The following is a 20244-nucleotide window of genomic DNA, read 5'->3' as shown; positions in this document are numbered from 1 at the left end:
AGAGATCAGATGGACATTCTGGCGCAGATTGCTGAACATCTCGAACTGGGCAACGACGAGCGCGTGCGCGACCTGACCCGCGAGGCCATTGATGCGGGCGTGCCGCCCGCCCGTATCCTGGACCGCGGACTGATTGGCGGCATGAACGTGGTCGGCGAGAAGTTCCGCGTGAGGGATATCTTCCTGCCCGACGTGCTGCTGGCCGCCAAGGCCATGTACGCCGGCATGGATCTGGTAAAGCCGCTGCTGCTCAAGGCGAACATTCCGACCAGAGGGACCGTGGTCATCGGATCGGTGCACGGCGATCTGCACGACATCGGCAAGAACCTGGTCGGCATCATGCTGAAGGGAGCCGGCTTCGAGGTGGTTGACCTCGGCGCCGACGTCCACGCGCCGGCATTCGTGGATGCCGCCGTCGCCAACGGTGCGTCCATCATCGGCATGTCCGCGCTGCTGACCACCACCATGCCCGTGATGAAGGACGTCGTCGATCTCGTCACGTCGCGCGGCCTGCGATCGTCTGTGAAGATCATGGTGGGCGGGGCGCCCGTGTCGGCCGACTTCGCGCGGGAGATTGGCGCCGACGCGTACGCGTTCGACGCCGCCAGCGCCGTCGATCGCGCTCGCGCGCTGGTGGGGTAGCGCGGCATGGATGACATTCGCGAACGGCTGGCGCGGGGTGAGGTGATCCTCGGCGACGGGGCCTGGGGCACGTTGCTGATGGAGCGCGGACTGAGGGCCGGCGAACCGCCGGAACTGTTCAATCTCGACCGCCCCGACGTGATTGAAGCGATTGCCGCCCTGTATCTCGAGGCGGGCGCCGAGATCATCACCACCAACACGTTCGGCGGATCGCCGCTCAAGCTGGAGTCATTCGCTCTCGCGGACCGCGCTGAGGAGATTAATGTCCAGGCCGTCGCGGCCGTTCGCCGGGCGGTGGGAGACCGCGCCTACGTCTCGGCCTCGATGGGGCCGACCGGTCGGCTGCGGCTGCCGTTCGGCAACACCGACCCGGCGCAGATGGCGGCGGCGTTCGAGCGACAGGCGGCGGCGCTGGCCGGCGCGGGCGTCGACCTGTTCTGCGTCGAGACGATGACCGATCTCGACGAAGCCACGATGGCCGTCGCGGCCATCCGCGCGGCGGCGCCACGCGTCCCGATCCTCGCCACCATGACTTTCGAGAAGACGCGCCGCGGGTTCTTCACGGTGATGGGCGTCTCGATTCCCGCCGCCGCCAATGGACTGCAGGCCGCCGGCGCGGACATCGTGGGATCAAACTGCGGCTTCGGCATCGAAACGATGGTCGAGATTGCGCGCGCGTTCAAACAACACGCCGGCGTGCCCATCGCGATCCAGGCCAACGCGGGCCTGCCCGTCATCAGCCACGGCGCCACCGTGTACCCCGAGACGCCGGACGAAGTGGCGTCGAGGGCATCTGAACTGCTGGCCGCGGGCGTGCAGATCATCGGCGGATGCTGCGGCACCACCCCCGCCCACATCCGCGCCCTCCGCGCGGTCATCAACAGATAATCACTCTCCCGGAGTGATTATCGCCAGCCCGAGTTAATCAATCCCGGAGTGATTATCGCCAGCCCAGGCAGGCAAACGCTTCCAGGTAATCACTCCGGAGTGGTTATCTCGCGCCCGCGTTCTCACATAGAATGGATCAGGCACCCCGCATGCTCCGGTTGCGCTATCTTCGGCCGCTCGCAGTGGCTGCGCTGGTCGCCGTCTCGTCACTCGGCGTCCACGCCGGTGACGCGTTCGCTCAATCCTGGCCGACGCAACCAGTGACGTTGTTCGACGGGCGTCTGCTGGTCGCCGGTGACGCATCGGTCACCTATGGCAGCGCCGATCCCGGCTGGTTCACCTACGCCGATTACGAAACCGACACGCTGCGCCGGATGCACGCCGGGCTGACTGTCGAAGCGCGGGTCTCGCGCCGCCTGATCCTGTTAGCGGAACTGCGCGCCGAGACCGGTCTTGGGATACGGCCCTACGCGTGGTACGTCCGGCTCAATCCACTCGACAGCGGCGCGGTGACGATCCAGGCAGGCCGCATTCCTCCGGTGTTTGGCGCGTACGGGCGCCGCAATTATCCGCAGGACAATCCGCTGATCGGTGTCCCGCTCGTCTACCAGTATCTGACGACGATGCGTGCCGATGCCGTGCCTGCATCGGCCGACGACTTGGCCCGGATGCGTGGCCGGGGATGGGCCGTCCACTATCCCGTCGGAAACGCCTACGCGGATAGCGGGCTCCCGATTGTCTCCGCGTCGCGCTGGGACACCGGCATTCAGGCGCGATTCGGTACGCAGACGCTCGAAGGGGCCGTGGCCGTCACGGCTGGGACGCTCTCGAATCCGGTCGTGAGAGACGACAACGCCGGTCGGCAGCTCGCAGGCCGTCTCGCCTGGCGGCCCCTGCCCGCCCTGAGCGTCGGTCTCTCGGCCGCACGTGGCGCGCTGCTCGGCCGCGATGTGCTCGCAACGCGGTCCGACATTCGCGACACCAGCAGCCGCCAGCAGGCCGTCGGCGTCGATGTCGAGACCTCGTGGGATCGGTGGCTCGTTCGCGGTGAGTTCGTCGTGAACCAGTGGTCCGTGCCGGCGATTGACTCGCCGGCAATCACGAAACCGCTTGCCGCCCATGGAGGCTACGTGGAGGGGCGGGTTCGCGTGCGCCCAGGCCTCTTTGTCGCGGCTCGCGCCGATCGCATCTGGTTCTCGTCGATCCGCACGTCGACTGGTGACATGACGTGGGATGCGGACGTCTCGCGCGTCGAACTGGGCTTGGGATACACGATTCGCCGGGGGCTGCTGCTGAAGTCGTCCGTGTTGAGCCATTGGCGGGACGGCGGGCAGATCCGCCGCGACACCCTGGTCGGCGTTCAACTGTCGTTCTGGTTATGACCGTCGTGTGGCGCCAGGTGACATCCCGTCGTGTTCGTGCGTTCGCCGTCATCGCGGCTGGTGCCGCCGTACTGATCGTGTGGGGCGGTGCGCGCGTGTCATCGGCGGATGGTGTGATTGGCGGCCGGGTCGATCTGCGGCGGAGCCACGTGACGATCGAAGAGCGTCCCAACGCGGCCTCGCTTGGCGCCGCCTCGGCCAGGCCTGCCGAACTGAGGCCGGCGGTCCTCTATCTCGACACCGCGCCTCGGGGCGCGTTCGAACCCGACGAGTCGGTGCGGGCGACGATGAAGCAGCTGGACCAGACGTTTGTTCCGCACGTGCTCGCGATCACCGTCGGGACCACCGTCGACTTTCCGAACGCCGACCTCACGTTCCACAACGTGTTCTCGCTGTCGAAGACCAAGTCGTTCGACCTGGGCCGGTATGCCCGGGGCCTGTCGAAGGCCGTCCGTTTCGATCGGCCCGGCGTCGTGCAGGTGTTCTGCGACATCCACTCGCATATGCGCGCATTCATCCTCGTCTTCGCCCATCGGTTCTTCGCTGTCACCGACGGGGCCGGACGCTATAGCATCACTCGCGTGCCTCCGGGTTCCTACACGCTGGCGGTGTGGTACGAGGGTGACGTGCGTGAGACCCGCCCCGTCGTCGTGCCCGAACGGGGCGGCGACGTCGTGGCCGATTTCGTGATCCGGTAACCGGCGACCGATACCCATGCTGCTGGCGTCACTCACCAATCGGATCTTCCTCGCGGCCGCGCTGCTGGTGGTTGTCGCCATCGGAGTCACCGCGTGGTTTGTCAGCGGGCGCGTGACGGCTGAGGCCGAGGCCGGATTGCATCGCGGGCTCGTCGAGGCCGGCGCTGTCGTCGGCAGGCAGAGCGAGGGGCTGTCCGAGAGTTTCACGCTGCTGGCGCGCCTGACCGCCGATCTGCCGAAGCTGAAAGCCGCAACCGCCACCGGCGATCCCCCGACTGTGCAGCCGCTGGCGGTTGAGTATCAGCAGATGCTGACGCGATCGAGCCTGGTGGTGGTCACCGATCGCGCGGGCCGCGTGCTGGCCAACGCCGGGCCAGTCGCCCTGGACGCGGCGGCGGTCACCGCGCTGCCGTCGGTGCGCACGGCACTGACCGGGATCAGCGGCGTGTCGTTCTGGTCCCATCCCGCGGGGATTCTCCAGGTGCTTTCCGTGCCGATCACTGTTGGGCGCGATCCGGTCGAACTGGCAGGCACGTTCAGCCTCGGGTTCCTGATGGATAGGGCCCGCGCCGAGGATTTCAAGGATCTGACCGGCAGTGACATCGCCTTTGGCCTGGACGGGCGCATCCGGGCGGCGACGCTGCCGTCGGCGGTCTGGACGTCGATTGAAACGGCGCGGCGGCAGGTCGGCATCTCGCGGACGGCGTTGGGCGTCGATGAATACGTGGTGCTGTCGCAGCCGGTGGCCACGGGCATGCCCGCCTCGATCGGATCCGGATCGGCCGCCACCGCGGATCGCGGACCGTTTGTCGTGGTGCTGCGATCGCGGACTGAGCAATTGCGATTTCTCGGGCCCATCCAGACCGGCATTGGAATCATGGTGATCGTCGCGGTGCTGCTGGCCACGATCCTGAGTTATGCCGTCGCGCGAACGGTGACGAGGCCGCTGGCGGCGATTACCACCGTGATGCGAGAGGTCGCCGCGACAGGCGATCTCACCAGACGGATCCCCTCTCGGCCGGGGGCATGGGAAGATGAAGATGCGCGCCTGCTGGCGTCGACGTTCAATACGCTGACCGAGTCGATCGCGCGATTCGAGCGGGAAGCGTCGCAGCGCGAGCGGTTGTCGTCGCTCGGACGACTGTCGAGCGTGGTGGCCCACGAGATTCGCAACCCGCTGATGATCATCAAGACCGCCGTCAGATCGTTGCGTCAGCCCGGCGCGAGTCCCGAATCGATTGGCGAGGCGCTCCAGGACATCGACGGCGAAATCGCGCGGCTGAACCGCGTTGTGAGCGAGGTGCTCGACTACGCCAAGCCCATCACGTTCACGTGGCAGACGGCCGACCCGAATGAGATCTGCCGGGAGTCGGTGCGCGCGGTCGAGACGGCAGAGTCGGGCATCGGCATCACGCTGGCGCTCTCTGCCGACGTGGTGCCGGTGATCACCGACGCCGACCGCCTGCGCACCGTGCTTGTCAACGTGCTGTCGAATGCGGCTCAAGCCGTCAAGGCGGCGCGGGCCGACTCGGCGACGGTGGCCACCGAACCGGGTATCACGTGCCGCAGCCAGTCTGCCGAAGGCGGCGGCGTGATCGTGACGGTGAGCGACGAGGGCGTCGGCATCGAACCGAAGATGCTGGCGCACGTGTTCGAACCGTACTTTACGACCCGGCGGGCGGGCACCGGGCTTGGGCTGGCGATCGCCCGCAGCATTGTCGACGGCCTCGGCGGCACGATCGCCGTGTCGAGTGTGATCTCGCGCGGCACCGAAGTCCGCATCGCACTGCCCCCAAGTCCGCCTGGCGGGCCACGAGCGGCCGCCGCCGGATGACGCGGAAGGACATCACATGCCGACAAACGGAATGGTGCTGATCGCAGACGACGAGCAACGGATTCTGAAGGCGCTCGGACGAGCCCTGCGCGAGGATGGCCACGAGGTGGTCGAGGCCTCGAGCGGCCGCGCCGCGCAGCGGCTGCTGGCCGAACGCGCGTTCGACGTGCTCGTGGTCGACAACATCATGCCCGATCTGACGGGTGTCGAGCTGGTCCGGGAATTGTCGCAGACCGTCGCCGCGGCCGACCGTCCCCAGATCGTGCTGATGACCGCCCATGCCACCGTCGGCAGCGCCATCGAGGCCATGAAGCTCGGGGCGCTCGACTATCTGCAGAAGCCGTTCGACATCGACGAACTGCTCGTCGTCGTGCGGCACGCGATCGAGCTGCAGCACTTGAGCAATCAGCACCGCTACCTGATCAGCGAGCGCGACGAGGATTTCAATCATTACGGCATCGTTGGCCGGAGCAAGGCCCTGCAGGAGGTGATCCGGACGCTGGAGCGGGTGGCAGAGACCAGGAGCACCGTGCTGATCACGGGCGAGACCGGCACCGGCAAGGAACTGGTGGCGCGCGCCATCCACGATCGCAGCGCGCAACGTCATATGCCGCTCATCAAAGTGAACTGTGCGGCGATACCAGAGACGCTGATCGAGTCGGAGTTGTTCGGCCACGTCCGCGGCGCGTTCACCGGCGCCACGTCGAATCGAAAGGGGAAGTTCGCCCTCGCCGACGGCGGGTCCATCCTGCTCGACGAGATTGCCACGCTCGGCCGGCCGGTTCAGGCCAAGCTGCTGCGCGTCCTGCAGGAGCGCGAATTCGAGCCCCTCGGATCCGAGCAGGCGCAGAAGGTCGACGTGCGCGTGATCGCCGCCAGCAATCGCGACCTCGCCGCGATGGTGGCGGCCGGCACGTTCCAGGAGGATGTGTACTATCGCCTGAACGTGATCCCGATCCGGATCCCGTCGCTGCGCGAACGCCGCGAAGACATTCCGGTGCTGGCCGAACATTTCGCCAGGAAACACGCGCAGCGGACGGGCCGGCACATCGACGGGCTGGATCCGGCCACCGTGACGCTGCTCGAGCGCTACGACTGGCCAGGCAATGTGCGCGAGCTCGAAAACACGATCGAGCGCGCGGTCGTGTTGTCCACCGACCCGGTGATTCGCCCGGATGCGATCTCGGGCCTGCGATCGGCGCCGGCGGCAACCTCGGGGGTGCCATCGCTCCAGCTCCGCCAGAACATCGAATGGGTCGAACGTGAGACCATCCGCCTGGCGCTGGACGCGTCCCTCGGCGTCAAGAAGGACGCCGCCGAACTGATGGGCATCAGCCAGCGCGCGCTGAGCTACTACCTCGCCAAGTACCGCCTCGCCGACCCGGCGTCCGTTCCTCCCTCGTAGGGGCGCGATTCATCGCGCCCATTCAGAAGATCGTTATGCCGGGTAGGAAAGCGGAAGGGGCAACCCCCGGGCGGTTGCCCCAACGGAACCGTAGATAGGATTGTGCCGGTTGGCGTGAACCTACGGGGTGACCACCAACGTCCCGGTCATCGAGAATCCGTGGATGGCGCAGTGATACGGGAAGCTTCCCGCCGTCGCCATCAGGATCGGGTTGCTCTTCGCGCCGACCCCGATGGTCCCTGTGTCGAACGCTCCCCCGTCGGCCGTCGCCGTATGGGGCACACTATCGACGTTGCGCCAAGCCACCGTTTGGCCAATCTTCACCGTGGCCGGATTTGGCGAGTACGAGAGGGCGCCGTTCATCCCGACGATTGAAATCGTCACATCCGCCACACCGGAGCCTGGATCCGACGGTGGCGTGTAGGGCGACGTTCCGGTCGGTGCCATGGGGCTGTAGCTGCCGCCGCTGCCGTTGCAGCCAACCAGGGTCGACGCGGCGAGAAGAACCAGGGCCGACGCGACCACGAGCACGCTGCCCGTTGCTACTGAGATTCGGGAGGAAATTCGGGAGCTCATCTTCGTTCCTTTCGGGAGCCGTTGTGGCCCGCCGTCCTGTCGGACAACACACGCTTGAGCAAGTGTGGTGCCGCAATCCCGCCCCCTGCGATTGGGCGTTTTCCTCGATTCTCCGTGTCGAACTCTTACCAACGACGTAAGCGCCTACGTGGCCGGTAAGCGCCGGATCCGGCGCGATTGACGACGCCTCGCGCCAATCGCGTTCAATCAGTGGGGCATACCTCTTGCAACGGGATGAGACGGGTGTCAACGAGTCCGGGTAGAGGTGAGGCAAGCCATGATGCGTGGTTCGTTACGGAACGTTTCAATCGGAGCCTGGCTGATCACGCTGGGTGCGGGCCAGTTGGCCGCTGGGCAGGCCCCCGTTGGCTCGATCGTGCTGGCGATTGATGCGGCCAACAGCCAGGTGCTGATCCAGGTCGGGAAAGCCGGCCTGTTCGGCTTTGCCGGCCACGCGCACGAGGTGGCAGCCACCGGCGTTCGCGGTCGGGTCGTTCTCGATCCGGCCGACTTGCCGCATGCCAGCGTCAAGCTCGAGTTCGCCGCGGCCGCTCTGCGCGTAACCGGAAGAGGCGAGCCGCCCGCCGACATCGCCGACGTTCAGAAGGTCATGCAGGGCGAGGCGGTGCTGGATGTTGCGCGGTTTCCGACCATTGTCTTCTCATCCCGGCGTGTCTCCGTCACGGCGCGAACAGCCGGCGCCGCGGACGTCTCGATCGAAGGCGACATGACGCTGCACGGAGTCGCGCGGCCCATGACCATCCGGGCGAGCATCACGCTGGACCCGGGCGGCCGCATCACCGCGCGGGGATCATTCGTGCTGAAGCAGACCGATTTCGGGATGGTGCCGGTCACCGCAGCGGGCGGCACCATTCGCGTCAAAGACGAGCTCGACATTCAATTCGTCCTTAGAACGAGGCCCTCAGATGAACCGCGAACCACGCAGTAGCATCCGTCTTCGACCAGGACTCGTTGCTCCACTCGTGTGCCTGACCCTGTGCACCGCACTCGGCTTCGTCGCCCCGGCGCCAGCCGGCGCCCAGATGGTGATGAACACGGTGGACCATCTGTCGTTCGACAGACCGGAATCGTGGGCCCTCAAGTACTTCACGTCGGCCACGCTGCCAGGCGGGATCGAGACGCCGCGCGCCCTCAAGCCCGGATCGGTGCTCGTCGGGCTCGAGGCGGGTTGGCTGCCTCCGCTTTCCGACGCCCAACGGACGGTGGGGTACAACGGCACCCAGACGCAGGATCTCAACAAGGCGCCATTTTTCCCGAGACCCCGCGTCACCATCGGTCTGCCGGGCAGCCTGGCGATCGTGATTGCGGCCGTGCCGCCGATCCCGATGTTCGGGCTCACCACGAAGCTGTTGGCGCTTGCCGTCGAACGACCGGTCTTCGGGACCTCGGCGGTGGCCGTCGGTCTTCGTGTCTACGGGCAGATCGGCACGGTGCGTGGCGCGTATACCTGCCCGGTCAGGACGGCGGCGCTCGCGCCGGGTTCCGCTGGCAACCCCGAAGGCTGTCAGGCAGCCTCGTCCGACGCGGCAGCACTTCGGTATGCGGGGGGCGAGGCCACTGTTGCATTCTGGCCAGACGCCTCGAACAGGCTCTCGCCGCACCTGGGTGTTGGACTCTCGTACATGAACGTGGGGTTCCAGGTGGATGCCTTGACGTTCGGGATGATCGACCACACCCACTATCTGTCTCACGGGACGGCGGTCTCCGCCAGCGGAGGCGTCAGCTACCGGCTGACCAACCGGTTGACGCTGGGGCTGGATGCCTTCTACTCGCCGCTTTCTGTCAGGCGCGGCTTCGCTGCGCCCGTGCAGAACGACGGCTTCTTCAACCTCCGCACGCTGGTGACGTATCGGTTGCGATAGGGAAATGGGGCCAGGCCCCATTTCGCATTATGTCGTGTCGACGGTGAGACGAGAAAATGGGGTCAGACCCCATTTTCTCGATTGATCACCGGCCGGCGCACCCCGGCAGCCGGAACGCGCCAATCCGGGACGAATAGGCGGTTGCGTCCTTCTTGAGATAGTCGCCGACGTACCAGATCGTGCAGTCGTCGGACGGATCGATGGCGGTCTGGGTGTAGTCCTCCCAACGGAGCGCGTTTTGCGCGGCCTCGCCCTCGGCGAGCACCACTTCGCGCAGCGTCAGTTGCCCGGGCGGATCGCTGGCCAGCCGCGCCGCGAACCGCTGGCCCGCGAAGTTCGGCGTCCCGCCAAATGAGTATCCGATACCGATGTTCCCCAGCCGGTCGATGGCCGGGCTCGCCATCCAGCGATAGAAGCCATCGGGCGCGTAGGTCCCTTGCTGATAGAGGCTCACGGTGCGGTTTCTGCCGACCCTGAATTCGTACCAGCGCACGCCACCGCCCCCGGCTGCCGTGTTGACCGAGTGCACGGCGACGATCGACTCGCGCGTGCCAATCCTGCGATAGGCCAGCCGCGACATGATCTTGTCGCCCTGCGCGTCGAGGCGCCGCTCGATGCCCGGTTGGGGTACGCAGTTGGTGAGCTGCCCGTCGCACAGATAGTGGTAGGGTGCGACCGCCACGTTCCCGGCCGATGTCACCGTGGTGTTCGCCGGGTTCTTCCAGTCGACGTGGAACTGCCATACGCCGATCGTGTTGGCGTCAAAGATCTTCGCCAGTTGCGTGCCGCCGGTGGCCATCATGATGTTGGGAGCGCCGGCGGGTGGCAGGTTCCTTCCATCGAGATCCGCGTTGTTCAGGAAGCCGACATTGTTGATAACCAGGCATTGCTCGGTTGCGGGTTCGCCCTTCAGCATCTTTGCGCGATCGACGACGCAGGCGTGCTTCTGGGTGGTAATCGTCTCCGAAATCGGGTCGTCGCCCGTGCTCGTCGGGACGTAGTAGCCATCGGGCCAGACCGCGGGACGCGGGTAGTCCGGAAAGAGCGGCCTCAGGAACTCGTATCGATAGTACGGACCAAACGGATCCGGCCCGACGCTGATGGCATAACACATCGCGTACGGGCCTGTCGGCGCTTCGGCCCCGCGTCCGCCAGCCGCGCCTCGCGGGGGCGGGCCAGCCTGGCCTCGTGGCGCTTCCTGTCCCGGCTGCACGGGCGGCGGCGGAGGTGGCGGCGGGGGAGCCACCAGCGCGACCGCCGGCCCTGGCTGATTCGGCCGTCCCGGCGGACTAAGGTATGCAGTGTCACTGGCCTTCCACTCGCCAGGCTGATCGGGCCTCGCCGCCGCGCGCCTGAAGATGGGCATCACGATCAGCCAGCGGTCGGCGAGCTGGTCATAGCGGACGACGGCATCCCCGTTGTTGGTCGACTCGCAGGTCCCGCCAAAACCCTTGAACACGTTGTTGGTGGCCACCGACCCGTACAGCGCGCGCCCTGTCGTATCGAACCGCTTGCCCTTCTTCGTGAAGATGGCCATCCGCGAATTGACGGTCTGGACAATGTGATCGGGACCGACGGCCAGGCTGTTGTCCGACGGGTTGCGCACTGCGGATGATCCCTGCGGCCCGTCAAATCCCACGCCGAGACCGTCGAAGCTGGCGACGAGTGTCGCGGGTGGCCTTGCCCCGGGCGACGTCTGTTCGACGGCTGTCCCAGCCCCTGGCCCGGCGGGTTGTTGGGCCGGCATGCCAGCCAGCATGATGCTGACGCTTGCGATTCCAATGGCAACACCGAAGCGGATACGCGCGGGTGGATACATGGATGTTCCTTTGCGGGACGGATTGATGACGCCGGCGATTCGCAAGTATCCATCTCTTCCGGGCTGTGTCAAAGCGGCAGTTGCGCCGCTGTGCGAAGGGGCGCTCCCAGTAGACACAGGCCTCATCGCTGGACGACAATGCGAGGCATATGAAGAGCTTCAGAGATCGGCTCCGGGACGAGATCATCGTGTTCGACGGAGGGGTGGGGACCTATCTCTACGAGAAAGGGATCTTCATCAACACCTGCTTCGACGAGCTCAACCTCACCAACCCGGACATCGTCCTCCAGGTGCACCGGGACTACGTGAATGCGGGCGCCGACGTCATCGAGACCAACACGTTTGGCGCCAACCAGTTCAAGCTCGCGCCGCACGGGCTGGAACCGAAGGTGTACGAACTCAACAAGCGCGGCGCCGAACTGGCCGTGACCGCCGCGAAGGGCGCGGCGCTGGTGGCCGGGTCGGTCGGGCCGCTCGGCGTGCAGATCGAGCCGCTGAGCGCGCTGTCGTACGACGAGGTGCGGGACGCCTTCAAGGTGCAGATTCGGGGCCTGCTCGACGGCGGCGTCGATCTGATCGTGCTCGAGACGTTCGGACTCGTGAAGGAACTGGAACAGGCCATCCGCGCCGTCAAGGACCTGGACCCGTCGATCCCGATCCTCGCCCAGGTCACGGTCAACGACGAAGGGGTGCTGATCAGCGGAGCGACGCTCGAGAGCTTCATTCAGGGCGTGGCCGGCTACGAACTGGATGCGGTCGGCTTGAACTGCTCGATCGGCCCGCGCGCGATGCTGGAGGCGCTCGAGCATCTGAAGACCTTGACGACGCTGCCGCTGGCCGTGCAGCCAAACGCGGGCGTGCCGCAGAACGTGGGCGGGCGCTACATCTACATGACGTCGCCGGAGTACATCGGGGAGTACGCGAAGCGCTTCATCCAGACCGGGGCGACCATTGTCGGCGGCTGCTGCGGCACCAACCCGGATCACATCCGCGCGATCCGGCGGGCCGTGCAGGCACTGCAGCCCGCGCACCGGATGGACGTCGGTGTCCGCGACCTTTCCGTGCAGGCCCCCGAGGCCGTCAAGGTGTACGAGAAGGCCGACAAGTCGCGCCTGGCGAACCGGCTGCTGCGCGGAGAGTTCGTGACGCTGGTGGAACTGGTGTCGCCGCGCGGGGTTTCGCCGCAGCGCGAAGTCGCGAAGGCCAGGGAGTTGCACCACTTCGGCGTGGACGCGATCAACATCCCGGACGGCCCGCGCGCCTCCGCGCGGATGTCGGCGCTTGCGCTGGCGGTGCTGATCAAGCGGGATGTCGGAATCGAGACCGTCCTGCATTTTGCGTGTCGCGACCGGAACGTGATCGGCATGCAATCGGATCTGCTGGGCGCGTGGGCGCTCGGCGTGCGGAACATCCTCGCCGTCACCGGCGACCCGCCCAAGCTCGGCAATTATCCCGACGCCACGGCCGTCTTCGATGTCGATGCCATCGGCCTGGTCAACCTGATCAATCGCCTGAACCACGGGCTCGATCTGGCCAGCAATCCCATCGGCGAGCCGAGCGGATTCAGCGTCGGGGTCGGCGTCAATCCGGGCGCGATCAATCTCGACAACGAATTGCGCCGGCTCGACTGGAAGATCGAAGCGGGTGCCGAGTACATGGTGACGCAGCCCGTGTTCGATCTGCGCATCCTCGAGCGCTTCGCGAAACGGGTCGAGCAGATCAAGATTCCGTTGCTCTGCGGGATCTGGCCGCTCGTGTCGTACCGCAACGCCGAGTTCATGAACAACGAAGTGCCCGGCGCCAGTGTGCCGCCGGACATTCTCGAGCGGATGCGGAAGACGACGACCAAGGAAGAGGCGTTCGCCGAAGGCGTCGCGATTGCCCACGAGACGTACCGACAGGTACGCGGAGAGATGGCCGGTGTTCAGGTGGCCGCTCCGCTCGGCCGCATCGACGGTGTGATGGAAATTCTGGCGCCCGACCACTGCTGAGCCGGAAATCGGAATCCCGGGGGCAATGACTGCGCCTTGCTCGACTGGAACTCGCCCGAGGGTTCCTCCGTCTAGGTCTCTGAGTGCACAACCAGAGACACAGCATGACAACCGCGCGTTGGCTGCTCGCCTTCATCACGATCACGCTTCTGCCGTCCGCTCTCGTGCAGGCGCAACCTGCCGCAACCGTACCCATCGTGCTGCTTCGTCGCAGTGCGAAGCCGGCTCCGGACAAGAGCGGCGCTGATGTGCTCGTGCCGGCAAGCCCCGAGCGCGATCCCATCGCCGCCCGCGCCGCAGGCATCATGGCTGCGCCGGCCGGATACGGCCAGCTGGTCCTGCGGTTGAGCCAGCGCGCCAGGACGTACTTGTCTCGGGATCCGGCCTTGCCGCCATCGCAGCGCGCCGTGCTGACCGAACCCGCGTTTCTGTTTCTCTCCGATCGGCAGGGCGGGTTCCCGTCCGAGAGCTTCTGGCTCGAGCAGCCCGGCGGATCGCTTTCGCGCAAGGCGGACGTGCCGTTTGTCGACATGGTGGTCGGCGAGCGCGACCTGCAGCCCGGCAATGTTGAAGGCCTCGAGGCCATCTATGCCCACGAGCTCGGGCACCTCGTGATGACGGCGCTGGCGGGACCACCGTCGCAGCGCGCGTCGAGCGCCATTCATTTCATCACTGTCAAGACAGACGCGTGGTACGCGTTTACGGAAGGATGGGGCGAGCACTTTCAGCCGATGTCGCTGGACCATTATTCCGGGGCAGCATGGCAGTCCCATCGAGGCGAATCCGCGTCCGCATTCGAGCAGTTGTGGTACGGCCGGTTCGCGCGGGAGCAGGTCGACGGCTGCTGGATCTGCCCGGCGAATCTCCGGTTCCTCCGATGGCACGGCCCGGCGGAGCAGCGGCTACGCGACGAACCGGTTCGCCGCAATGTCTTCGCGCACCGGCTCACCCTGCCCGGAGCGCTTCTCGACGGCAGCCGGCCCGCGCGTGAAGCGCGCATGTTCCGCGACGTGATGCCGCCGTCGCCCGACGGCGAGCTGAAGAACGGGCCGGAGATGATGGCCAGCGAAGGTGTGATCGCGACGCTGTTCTACCGCCTCGCAAGCGACGAGCGGCTGCGGAACACGTATCGCGAACGGGCGTTCTATGAACCGTTCCTTCTGCCTGGTCAGGCCGCGCTTGGCGCGGACGTTGAGATGCGCGGCGCGATTGCGCCGGCCGAAAACGTCTACCTCAAGTTGTTCGACGTGTTCCATCGGCAGTTTGCGTGGGGTGAATGGCCGGCGATTGAGCTGGTCCGCGGCTATGCGGCGCGCTTTCCAGACGAGGCGGCCGCCGTCTACGACGTCTTCCTTGACGTGACTCGCGGTGTCACGGTCGATAAGGACGCCGTCAGGCGCCATGCCGAGCCGGGTTATCTCGCAGGACTGCGCCAGCGGTTGATCGCCGGTCACGCACGGATTGACGGCAACATGGGCCCCTCGTTGTGGATGGTCGTGCCCGGTGTCGAATTCGGGATGGGGCTCTTCCGGTATTTCGCGGTGCCGACTTCGCTCACCTTCGACCTGAATGCCGCCGACGTCACCGACCTGCTCTCGGTTCCCGGCGTGTCGCCCGCTCTGGCCTCGGCGATTGTTCGCACACGGGACGGGCGCGGGTGGTTTGCGACCGTGGACGACTTTGCGCAGGTTCCTGGCATGACGGCCGACCTGATGGAGCAGTTCCGAGGGATGCGCGCCGGCATGGTGGCGCGGATGAAGAAGACGGACGTGCGCCACTCGGATTCGGCGCTCATGAAGGACTACCTCGTGTTCGTGTTGAAGGGCTCCTACTATGCCGCCGCCGTCTGGCAATTCGGGCGGGCGCTGGTTCTTGCGGGCCTGGGCGTCGCGCTGTTGTGGGGATCGTGGGCCTGGTGGTCCGGCCGCGCGTCCGAGTCGCAGATCCCCGCGCGCAGGCGTCGGTGGTGGCGCCGGGCCGTGCGCGCGCTGGGCCGGGGCATTGCGGCGGCCAGCATCCCCTGTCTCATCAGCGCGGGAATGTACGCCGCCGGCCTGCATCCGACGCCGCGCAACATGCTGATGGCCGGCGCGGCGTGGGGAGCCGTGATGGCTGTCGCACTGAAGATCCTGGATCGGCATCTGTCCGATCGGTTCGCAGGGGCCACACGCCTGGCGGCAGGCACAATCGTGGCCTCCCTGATCATTGGCGCGATGTACTGAGCCTCTCCGACCCCATTTCCCGAATCTCGACTACAATTCCGCTTCATGAGAATCCCGATGCCCAACCACAGGTCTGTGACGCGTCTTCTCCTCGCCGTGTTGCTGTTGTCCCTGCCCGCGTGGCTCGCGGCCGGCGGGGCCGGGGCCGGTCAGTCTCCCAAGCCGCTGACTGACGCGGCGCTCTCCACGGCGAGGCCGGGCCGGGCGCCGGAGCAGGCGATAGACGAGGAGTACACGAAGAAGATCAAGGAATACACGACCGAGACGTTCTTCCTGTCGCCGGTCATCGATTACATGCCCGCGTCGAAGACCGTGCCGACGCCGAAGGCGATCCTGGGCGACATTGCCGGCTCGCCGGGCAAGCTGCCGTACACGAAGGAGGTGCACGACTACATGCGCCTCCTGGCGAAATCGACGCCGCGCGTCAAGGTGTTCTCCATCGGCACGACCGAGGAGGGCCGGGAGATGATTGCCGTGGCGATCGCGTCCGAGCCGCTGATGGCGAAACTCGACAAGAACGCGGCCGATCTCGCCAAGCTCGCCGACCCGCGCACGATCAAGATGAACGATGCCGTGGCCGACGAGATCGCGAACCGCGCCACGCCCGTCTACTACATCACCGGCGCCATCCACGCGACCGAAGCCGGGGCGCCGACGGCCCTGATGGAACTGGCGTACCGCCTGGCCGTTGACGACAGCCCGTACATCCGGAACATCCGCGAGCACGTGATCACCGTCATCACGCCCGTGGTCGAGCCGGATGGCCGCGATCGGGCCGTCGATGTCTACGAGTGGAAGAAGAAGCACCCGGACGACACGCCGCCGAGCGTGATCTATTCGGGCCATTACGTCGCCCACGACAACAACCGCGACGCCATGGGGCTGACGCTCAAGCTGTCGCAGAACGTGCTCAACACGTATCTGGGCTGGAAGGCGCAGGTGCTGCACGACCTGCACGAATCCGGGTCGTTCCTGTACGACAACACCGTCGGCAACGGCCCGTTCAATGCGTGGCTCGATCCGATTCTGACCAACGAATGGCAGATGATCGGCTGGAACAACGTCAACGAGATGACCCGGATGGGTATGCCGGGCGTCTTCGCCTACGGCACGTTCGACACGTGGTCGCCGGGCTATCTGATGTTCATGGCGGCGCTGCACAACGGCATCAGCCGGCTGTACGAAACGTTCGGCAACGGCGGGAACGCGGACACCGAAGAGCGGACGCTCACCGGCAGCGCGACCGCGCGCACGTGGTGGCGGCAGAATCCGCCGCTGGCGCGCGTCCGGTGGTCGCTGCGCAACAACAACAACTACGAGCAGACCGGCATCATCGTGTCGCTCAATTACTTCGCCAACAACCGCGCGTACTTCCTGCGGAACTTCTACGACAAGAGCAAGCGCTCGATTCTCAAGCCGACTGTCGAGGGGCCCGCGGCGTACGTTCTGCCGGCCAGCGACCCGCGCCTCGGGGCGCAAGCCGAGATGCTGCGGGTGTTGCAGAAGCAGGCGGTCGAGATCTCGCGCGCGACGGCGGCCTTCACCGTGACGCTGCCCGCCAAAGCCGCGCCAGCCGCTGGTGGCCGTGGCGGGCGGGGCGGTCGTGGGGCGGGCGCTGCAGGCGCCGCGACGGCAGGAGAAGCGGGCGAGACCCCGACACCCGCGCAGCCGGCCAAACCCCCAGCTCCTCAGACCAAGGAGTTCCCGGCCGACAGCTACATCATCCGGATGGATCAGCCCTACTCGCGGATCGCCGACGCCCTGCTCGATTATCAGTACTGGGCGCCCAACGATCCGCAGACCCGGCCGTACGACGACACGGGCTGGACGTTCCCGGAAGCGTTCGGCGTGCAGGCCGTGCGCATCACCGACACCAAGGTGCTCGAAGCACCGATGGAACTGGTAAAGGGTGACGTCAAGGCGCCGGGCGGCATCACGGTCGGCCAGGGAACGATCTTCGCGATCAATCACAACGCCGACAACACCCTGGTCACCCTGCGCTACATGCTGAAGGCTGCGGACATCCAACTCGCCGAGGACCCGTTCGAGGCTGAAGGCACCAAGTTCAGGCGCGGGACGTTCATCATCCGCGGCGTCGGGCGGCCGGAGCTCGAGAAGGCCGCGACCGAGCTGGGTCTGACGGCGGTGGCGCTCGCGGCGGCCCCGACGGTCAAGACGCACCCGGCGCGCCCGGCTCGCATCGCCATCCTGCACCAGTGGAGCAACACCCAGACAGAAGGCTGGTGGCGCCAGGCGTTCGACATCTACAAGGTGCCCTACGACTATATCGATCCGGAGACGGTCGCGAAGACGGCCAATCTCCGCGACAAGTACGATGTCATCATCTTCGGACCCGGCGGCGGGCAGGGAGCGGTCGAGGGCACACCGCTCTGGAAGAATCCGATTCCATGGAAGCAGTCGCCGGAGATGCCCAACATCGGCACGTTTGCGCAGACCGACGACACGCGGATTGGCATGGGCCTCGAGGGCCTGATGCATCTGCGCGAGTTCATCAACAAGGGCGGCGTGTACATCGGCTCGAACAGCAGTGCCGAGTTCGCCCTGACCAACAACTTCGCGTACGGCGTCAGCCTGAACCGCGCCGGCTCATCGACGCGCGTCGTCGGATCGCTGCTGCGGACGAAGCTCGTGGATGAGGCGAGCCCGATCGTCTACGGCGTGCCCGACAATCTGGCGATGTACAGCGACGGCGAGAGTTTCGGCGTCAGCGCGACGGCGGGCGGAGGCGGCGGGCGCGGAGGCCCGCCTTCGCTGCCTTCGGCAGCTACGGCGGGGCAAGCGGCGGGAGGTCGCGGGGGCGGTGGCGGCGGTTCGAGGCCGACCGGCCGCGGCACGCCAGATGATCCGGACCAGGTGCAGGGGCGCCCGGCGTACGAAGCGACCAATCTCAAGCCGCTGCCGACGCCGCCGGTCACGCAGCCGTGGCAGTACTCGCTGCCGACGGAGGAACAGATGAAGCGGAACCCGGCGAACCTGATTCCACCGGCGTTCCGGCCCCGCGTGGCGGTGCGCTTCGACGCGCAGTCGTCACTGCTGGTGTCAGGCCTGCTTGACGGAGGCAGCGACATCGCTCAGCGGCCGGTCGTGGTCGACGTGCCGGTGGGGAAGGGCCACGTCGTGCTCTTCGCCAATAACCCGATCTATCGCGGCGAGACGATCGGCAGCTACTTCCTGGTGTTCAACACCATCCTGAGTTTCGACAGCCTCGACGCGGGAAGGAAGCTCGACCCGAAGTAGGGAAGGAACAGCCCGTGATCAGGCCATAATCTTGCGCCGCTTGAGCTCGAAATAGCACTTCGCGCAGACGCGGACGTCAACAAGCGCGCGATGCGCATCTGTGAACGGCTCGTTGAAGAGCGTCACATATAGCTCCTGGAGGGTGGGCCACTTGTACCCGTACGGTCCGGGAAGACGGCAGTATTCGGTTGCACCCACCATGGTGCACAGCCGCTTCCTCGACTCCACATGGTTCGGATAACCGGCACGCAGGAACTCGGCACCGAGAATCTTCTCGTCGAACTGCATGTTGTGCGCGACCAGCGTGGACGCCTTCTCGACGTCCGGCGTGAGCGCTGCGAGAACGGACCTGAGATCGACCCCCCGGTCCATCGCGATCTCGGTCGTGATGCCGTGGATCCTGCTGGCATCTGGGGGGATGGTGAAGCCATCGGGCTTGACGATGTGCTCGGCGCTGGCGATCGCGTTTGCGTCATCGTCTGTCAGCAGCCACGCTAACTGGACGAGCCTCGGCCAGTTCGACAGATCAGATGCCGGCGCCCTGTAGTTCCGGGGAAGTCCAGTCGTTTCGGTGTCGAAAAACAGGTACATGCGTTATCCCCACGGTCACGCGGCGCTCGCCCGCCGGCGGTCACTCTACCACCGTCCGCCGATCAAATGCAGCGGGATCCGCGGCTGGGGAGCAGTCGAATCTCAAATGAGGAGGCGAACGACGGCTTCGCCGCCAGCCGCCACGAGCGAATCCGCTACGCCTGGTCCGATTCGCAGGCTGTCGGCGTGGAGCGCCACCAGCCTGATGCGCGTCGCAGCCTCTGGATACAGGATCCGGAACAGATTCACGCCCAGCAGCGGTGAGATCTGGTGGCAACTGGGCGAGTTCTCGGGCCATCGTGCGAAGGTCCCCTCGTCGATCACCGTGACCGTCCCGGGTCGTCCGTCGCCTTCGCCGGACGCCGCTCTTCGAGCTTCGCCGGGCGTCTTCGCGCCAGGGGCTGGGACGACGACGTCGACGAGGACCACCTCGTCGTAGGACGCGAGCGTCTCCACCTGCGCGAGCAGATCGGTATGCGCATCGACCAGATCGACATCGGCGGGAAGATCCGATCTGCGGCGCAACCACTCGACGACGGCGCCGCCGAATCCGTCCTCACCGACCAGTGGATTGCCCAGCCCCAGCACCAGCCGTCTCGGTCGGGCCATTGCTGTCTCCTCGCTCGGCCTTCGGCAGCCGAATCGCAAATGTCGTGGCGCCAGGCGCACTGGTGGCTTCCACGCGGCCTCCCGCCCTCGTCACCACGCCGTGGACGATGGCAAGTCCCAGGCCCGTGCCCCGGCCGACTTTCTTCGTTGTGAAGAACGGCTCGAAGAGGAACGGCATCACCGCCGGCGGGATGCCCTTGCCCGTATCGGTGATCCGAATGACGATCTCGCCGGCCGCCTCGTCCTCGGCGGCTTCGACGGTGAGGCCGCCGACCTTGACTGGTACAGCAACGAACTGCACCAGGCCGGCGGTGAGCTCGCGCCGCGCTCCGCGGGCGCCGCCTGCAGACGCGGCCAGGCCGACGCGGGCTTCGGTCGCCATCGCGGGATTTTCGGTCGACAGGGCGTCGCGGTCGAGCGCCTCGGTGCTGGTGATGATGCGACCC

General features: G+C 66.4%; 16 protein-coding genes. 11 read left to right on the top strand and 5 right to left on the bottom strand.

Annotated elements, in window-relative coordinates; translation table 11 throughout:
- Positions 1–9 precede the first annotated feature (9 nt).
- The 6 genes from NTV05_17380 to NTV05_17355 all read left to right on the top strand — a co-directional run bounded on the left by NTV05_17380 (position 10) and on the right by NTV05_17355 (position 6849).
- Complete coding sequence (locus tag NTV05_17380) at positions 10–642, top strand: corrinoid protein (protein MCX6546168.1); 633 nt, start codon at positions 10–12, stop codon at positions 640–642.
- Positions 643–648: 6 nt separating this feature from the next.
- Positions 649–1530 (top strand): homocysteine S-methyltransferase family protein, encoded by an 882-nt coding sequence (locus NTV05_17375; protein MCX6546167.1) that lies wholly within the window; start codon positions 649–651, stop codon positions 1528–1530.
- Between the two features lie 149 nt (positions 1531–1679).
- Positions 1680–2912, top strand: coding sequence for a hypothetical protein (locus NTV05_17370; GenBank protein MCX6546166.1), 1233 nt, complete (start codon positions 1680–1682; stop codon positions 2910–2912).
- Positions 2913–2929: 17 nt separating this feature from the next.
- Positions 2930–3610 carry a carboxypeptidase regulatory-like domain-containing protein gene (locus NTV05_17365; protein ID MCX6546165.1) on the top strand — a complete coding sequence of 227 codons (681 nt, stop codon included), beginning with the start codon at positions 2930–2932 and terminating at the stop codon, positions 3608–3610.
- A gap of 16 nt (positions 3611–3626) precedes the next feature.
- Positions 3627–5444, top strand: a complete 1818-nt coding sequence (locus tag NTV05_17360; GenBank protein MCX6546164.1) for an ATP-binding protein — start codon at positions 3627–3629, stop codon at positions 5442–5444.
- Positions 5445–5460: 16 nt separating this feature from the next.
- Positions 5461–6849 (top strand): sigma-54 dependent transcriptional regulator, encoded by a 1389-nt coding sequence (locus tag NTV05_17355; GenBank protein MCX6546163.1) that lies wholly within the window; start codon positions 5461–5463, stop codon positions 6847–6849.
- 120 nt (positions 6850–6969) lie between these two features.
- Here NTV05_17355 and NTV05_17350 read toward each other — a convergent pair whose 3' ends face one another.
- Positions 6970–7425, bottom strand: coding sequence for a hypothetical protein (locus NTV05_17350; protein MCX6546162.1), 456 nt, complete (start codon positions 7423–7425; stop codon positions 6970–6972).
- Between the two features lie 277 nt (positions 7426–7702).
- Here NTV05_17350 and NTV05_17345 point away from each other — a divergent pair, with 277 nt between their 5' ends.
- Together NTV05_17345 and NTV05_17340 are read left to right on the top strand one after the other, a co-directional pair.
- Entirely contained in the window at positions 7703–8374 is a 672-nt protein-coding gene (locus tag NTV05_17345) for a YceI family protein (protein MCX6546161.1), read from the top strand.
- Positions 8352–9308 carry a hypothetical protein gene (locus NTV05_17340; protein ID MCX6546160.1) on the top strand — a complete coding sequence of 319 codons (957 nt, stop codon included), beginning with the start codon at positions 8352–8354 and terminating at the stop codon, positions 9306–9308. The genes NTV05_17345 and NTV05_17340 overlap by 23 nt, the downstream gene beginning before the upstream one ends.
- Positions 9309–9393: 85 nt before the next feature.
- On the opposite strand, the gene NTV05_17335 is transcribed toward NTV05_17340, so the two are convergent.
- Positions 9394–11127, bottom strand: a complete 1734-nt coding sequence (locus NTV05_17335; protein ID MCX6546159.1) for a hypothetical protein — start codon at positions 11125–11127, stop codon at positions 9394–9396.
- A 149-nt stretch (positions 11128–11276) separates the two neighbouring features.
- Here NTV05_17335 and NTV05_17330 point away from each other — a divergent pair, with 149 nt between their 5' ends.
- The 3 genes from NTV05_17330 (at position 11277) to NTV05_17320 (ending at position 18598) form a co-directional block, all read left to right on the top strand.
- Complete coding sequence (locus NTV05_17330; protein ID MCX6546158.1) at positions 11277–13118, top strand: bifunctional homocysteine S-methyltransferase/methylenetetrahydrofolate reductase; 1842 nt, start codon at positions 11277–11279, stop codon at positions 13116–13118.
- Between the two features lie 104 nt (positions 13119–13222).
- Entirely contained in the window at positions 13223–15340 is a 2118-nt protein-coding gene (locus tag NTV05_17325) for a helix-hairpin-helix domain-containing protein (protein ID MCX6546157.1), read from the top strand.
- Positions 15341–15397: 57 nt separating this feature from the next.
- Positions 15398–18598, top strand: coding sequence for a M14 family zinc carboxypeptidase (locus NTV05_17320; GenBank protein MCX6546156.1), 3201 nt, complete (start codon positions 15398–15400; stop codon positions 18596–18598).
- An 18-nt stretch (positions 18599–18616) separates the two neighbouring features.
- Here NTV05_17320 and NTV05_17315 read toward each other — a convergent pair whose 3' ends face one another.
- The 3 genes from NTV05_17315 to NTV05_17305 all read right to left on the bottom strand — a co-directional run bounded on the left by NTV05_17315 (position 18617) and on the right by NTV05_17305 (position 20180).
- A complete protein-coding gene (locus tag NTV05_17315) occupies positions 18617–19189 on the bottom strand; it encodes a 3'-5' exonuclease (GenBank protein MCX6546155.1) in 573 nt (190 codons plus the stop codon).
- Between the two features lie 102 nt (positions 19190–19291).
- Positions 19292–19798 carry a hydrogenase maturation protease gene (locus NTV05_17310; protein ID MCX6546154.1) on the bottom strand — a complete coding sequence of 169 codons (507 nt, stop codon included), beginning with the start codon at positions 19796–19798 and terminating at the stop codon, positions 19292–19294.
- Positions 19746–20180 (bottom strand): HAMP domain-containing sensor histidine kinase, encoded by a 435-nt coding sequence (locus NTV05_17305; protein ID MCX6546153.1) that lies wholly within the window; start codon positions 20178–20180, stop codon positions 19746–19748. The genes NTV05_17310 and NTV05_17305 overlap by 53 nt, the downstream gene beginning before the upstream one ends.
- Positions 20181–20244: the final 64 nt, after the last annotated feature.

This window comes from Acidobacteriota bacterium, from assembly GCA_026393755.1.
Taxonomy (GTDB): Bacteria; Acidobacteriota; Vicinamibacteria; order Vicinamibacterales; family JAKQTR01; genus JBAXOX01.
Note: the sequence above shows the minus strand (reverse complement) of the source record. Positions and strands in the feature narration are given on the sequence as shown.

What these genes read in the sequence shown, in the direction of transcription:
- NTV05_17380 (MCX6546168.1), top strand. Translation starts at nt 10, where the DNA reads ATGGACATTCTGGCGCAGATTGCTGAACATCTCGAACTGGGCAACGAC.
- NTV05_17375 (MCX6546167.1), top strand. Translation starts at nt 649, where the DNA reads ATGGATGACATTCGCGAACGGCTGGCGCGGGGTGAGGTGATCCTCGGC.
- NTV05_17370 (MCX6546166.1), top strand. Translation starts at nt 1,680, where the DNA reads ATGCTCCGGTTGCGCTATCTTCGGCCGCTCGCAGTGGCTGCGCTGGTC.
- NTV05_17360 (MCX6546164.1), top strand. Translation starts at nt 3,627, where the DNA reads ATGCTGCTGGCGTCACTCACCAATCGGATCTTCCTCGCGGCCGCGCTG.
- NTV05_17355 (MCX6546163.1), top strand. Translation starts at nt 5,461, where the DNA reads ATGCCGACAAACGGAATGGTGCTGATCGCAGACGACGAGCAACGGATT.
- NTV05_17350 (MCX6546162.1), bottom strand. Translation starts at nt 7,425, where the DNA reads ATGAGCTCCCGAATTTCCTCCCGAATCTCAGTAGCAACGGGCAGCGTG.
- NTV05_17345 (MCX6546161.1), top strand. Translation starts at nt 7,703, where the DNA reads ATGATGCGTGGTTCGTTACGGAACGTTTCAATCGGAGCCTGGCTGATC.
- NTV05_17340 (MCX6546160.1), top strand. Translation starts at nt 8,352, where the DNA reads ATGAACCGCGAACCACGCAGTAGCATCCGTCTTCGACCAGGACTCGTT.
- NTV05_17335 (MCX6546159.1), bottom strand. Translation starts at nt 11,127, where the DNA reads ATGTATCCACCCGCGCGTATCCGCTTCGGTGTTGCCATTGGAATCGCA.
- NTV05_17330 (MCX6546158.1), top strand. Translation starts at nt 11,277, where the DNA reads ATGAAGAGCTTCAGAGATCGGCTCCGGGACGAGATCATCGTGTTCGAC.
- NTV05_17325 (MCX6546157.1), top strand. Translation starts at nt 13,223, where the DNA reads ATGACAACCGCGCGTTGGCTGCTCGCCTTCATCACGATCACGCTTCTG.
- NTV05_17320 (MCX6546156.1), top strand. Translation starts at nt 15,398, where the DNA reads ATGCCCAACCACAGGTCTGTGACGCGTCTTCTCCTCGCCGTGTTGCTG.
- NTV05_17315 (MCX6546155.1), bottom strand. Translation starts at nt 19,189, where the DNA reads ATGTACCTGTTTTTCGACACCGAAACGACTGGACTTCCCCGGAACTAC.
- NTV05_17310 (MCX6546154.1), bottom strand. Translation starts at nt 19,798, where the DNA reads ATGGCCCGACCGAGACGGCTGGTGCTGGGGCTGGGCAATCCACTGGTC.
- NTV05_17305 (MCX6546153.1), bottom strand. Translation starts at nt 20,180, where the DNA reads ATGGCGACCGAAGCCCGCGTCGGCCTGGCCGCGTCTGCAGGCGGCGCC.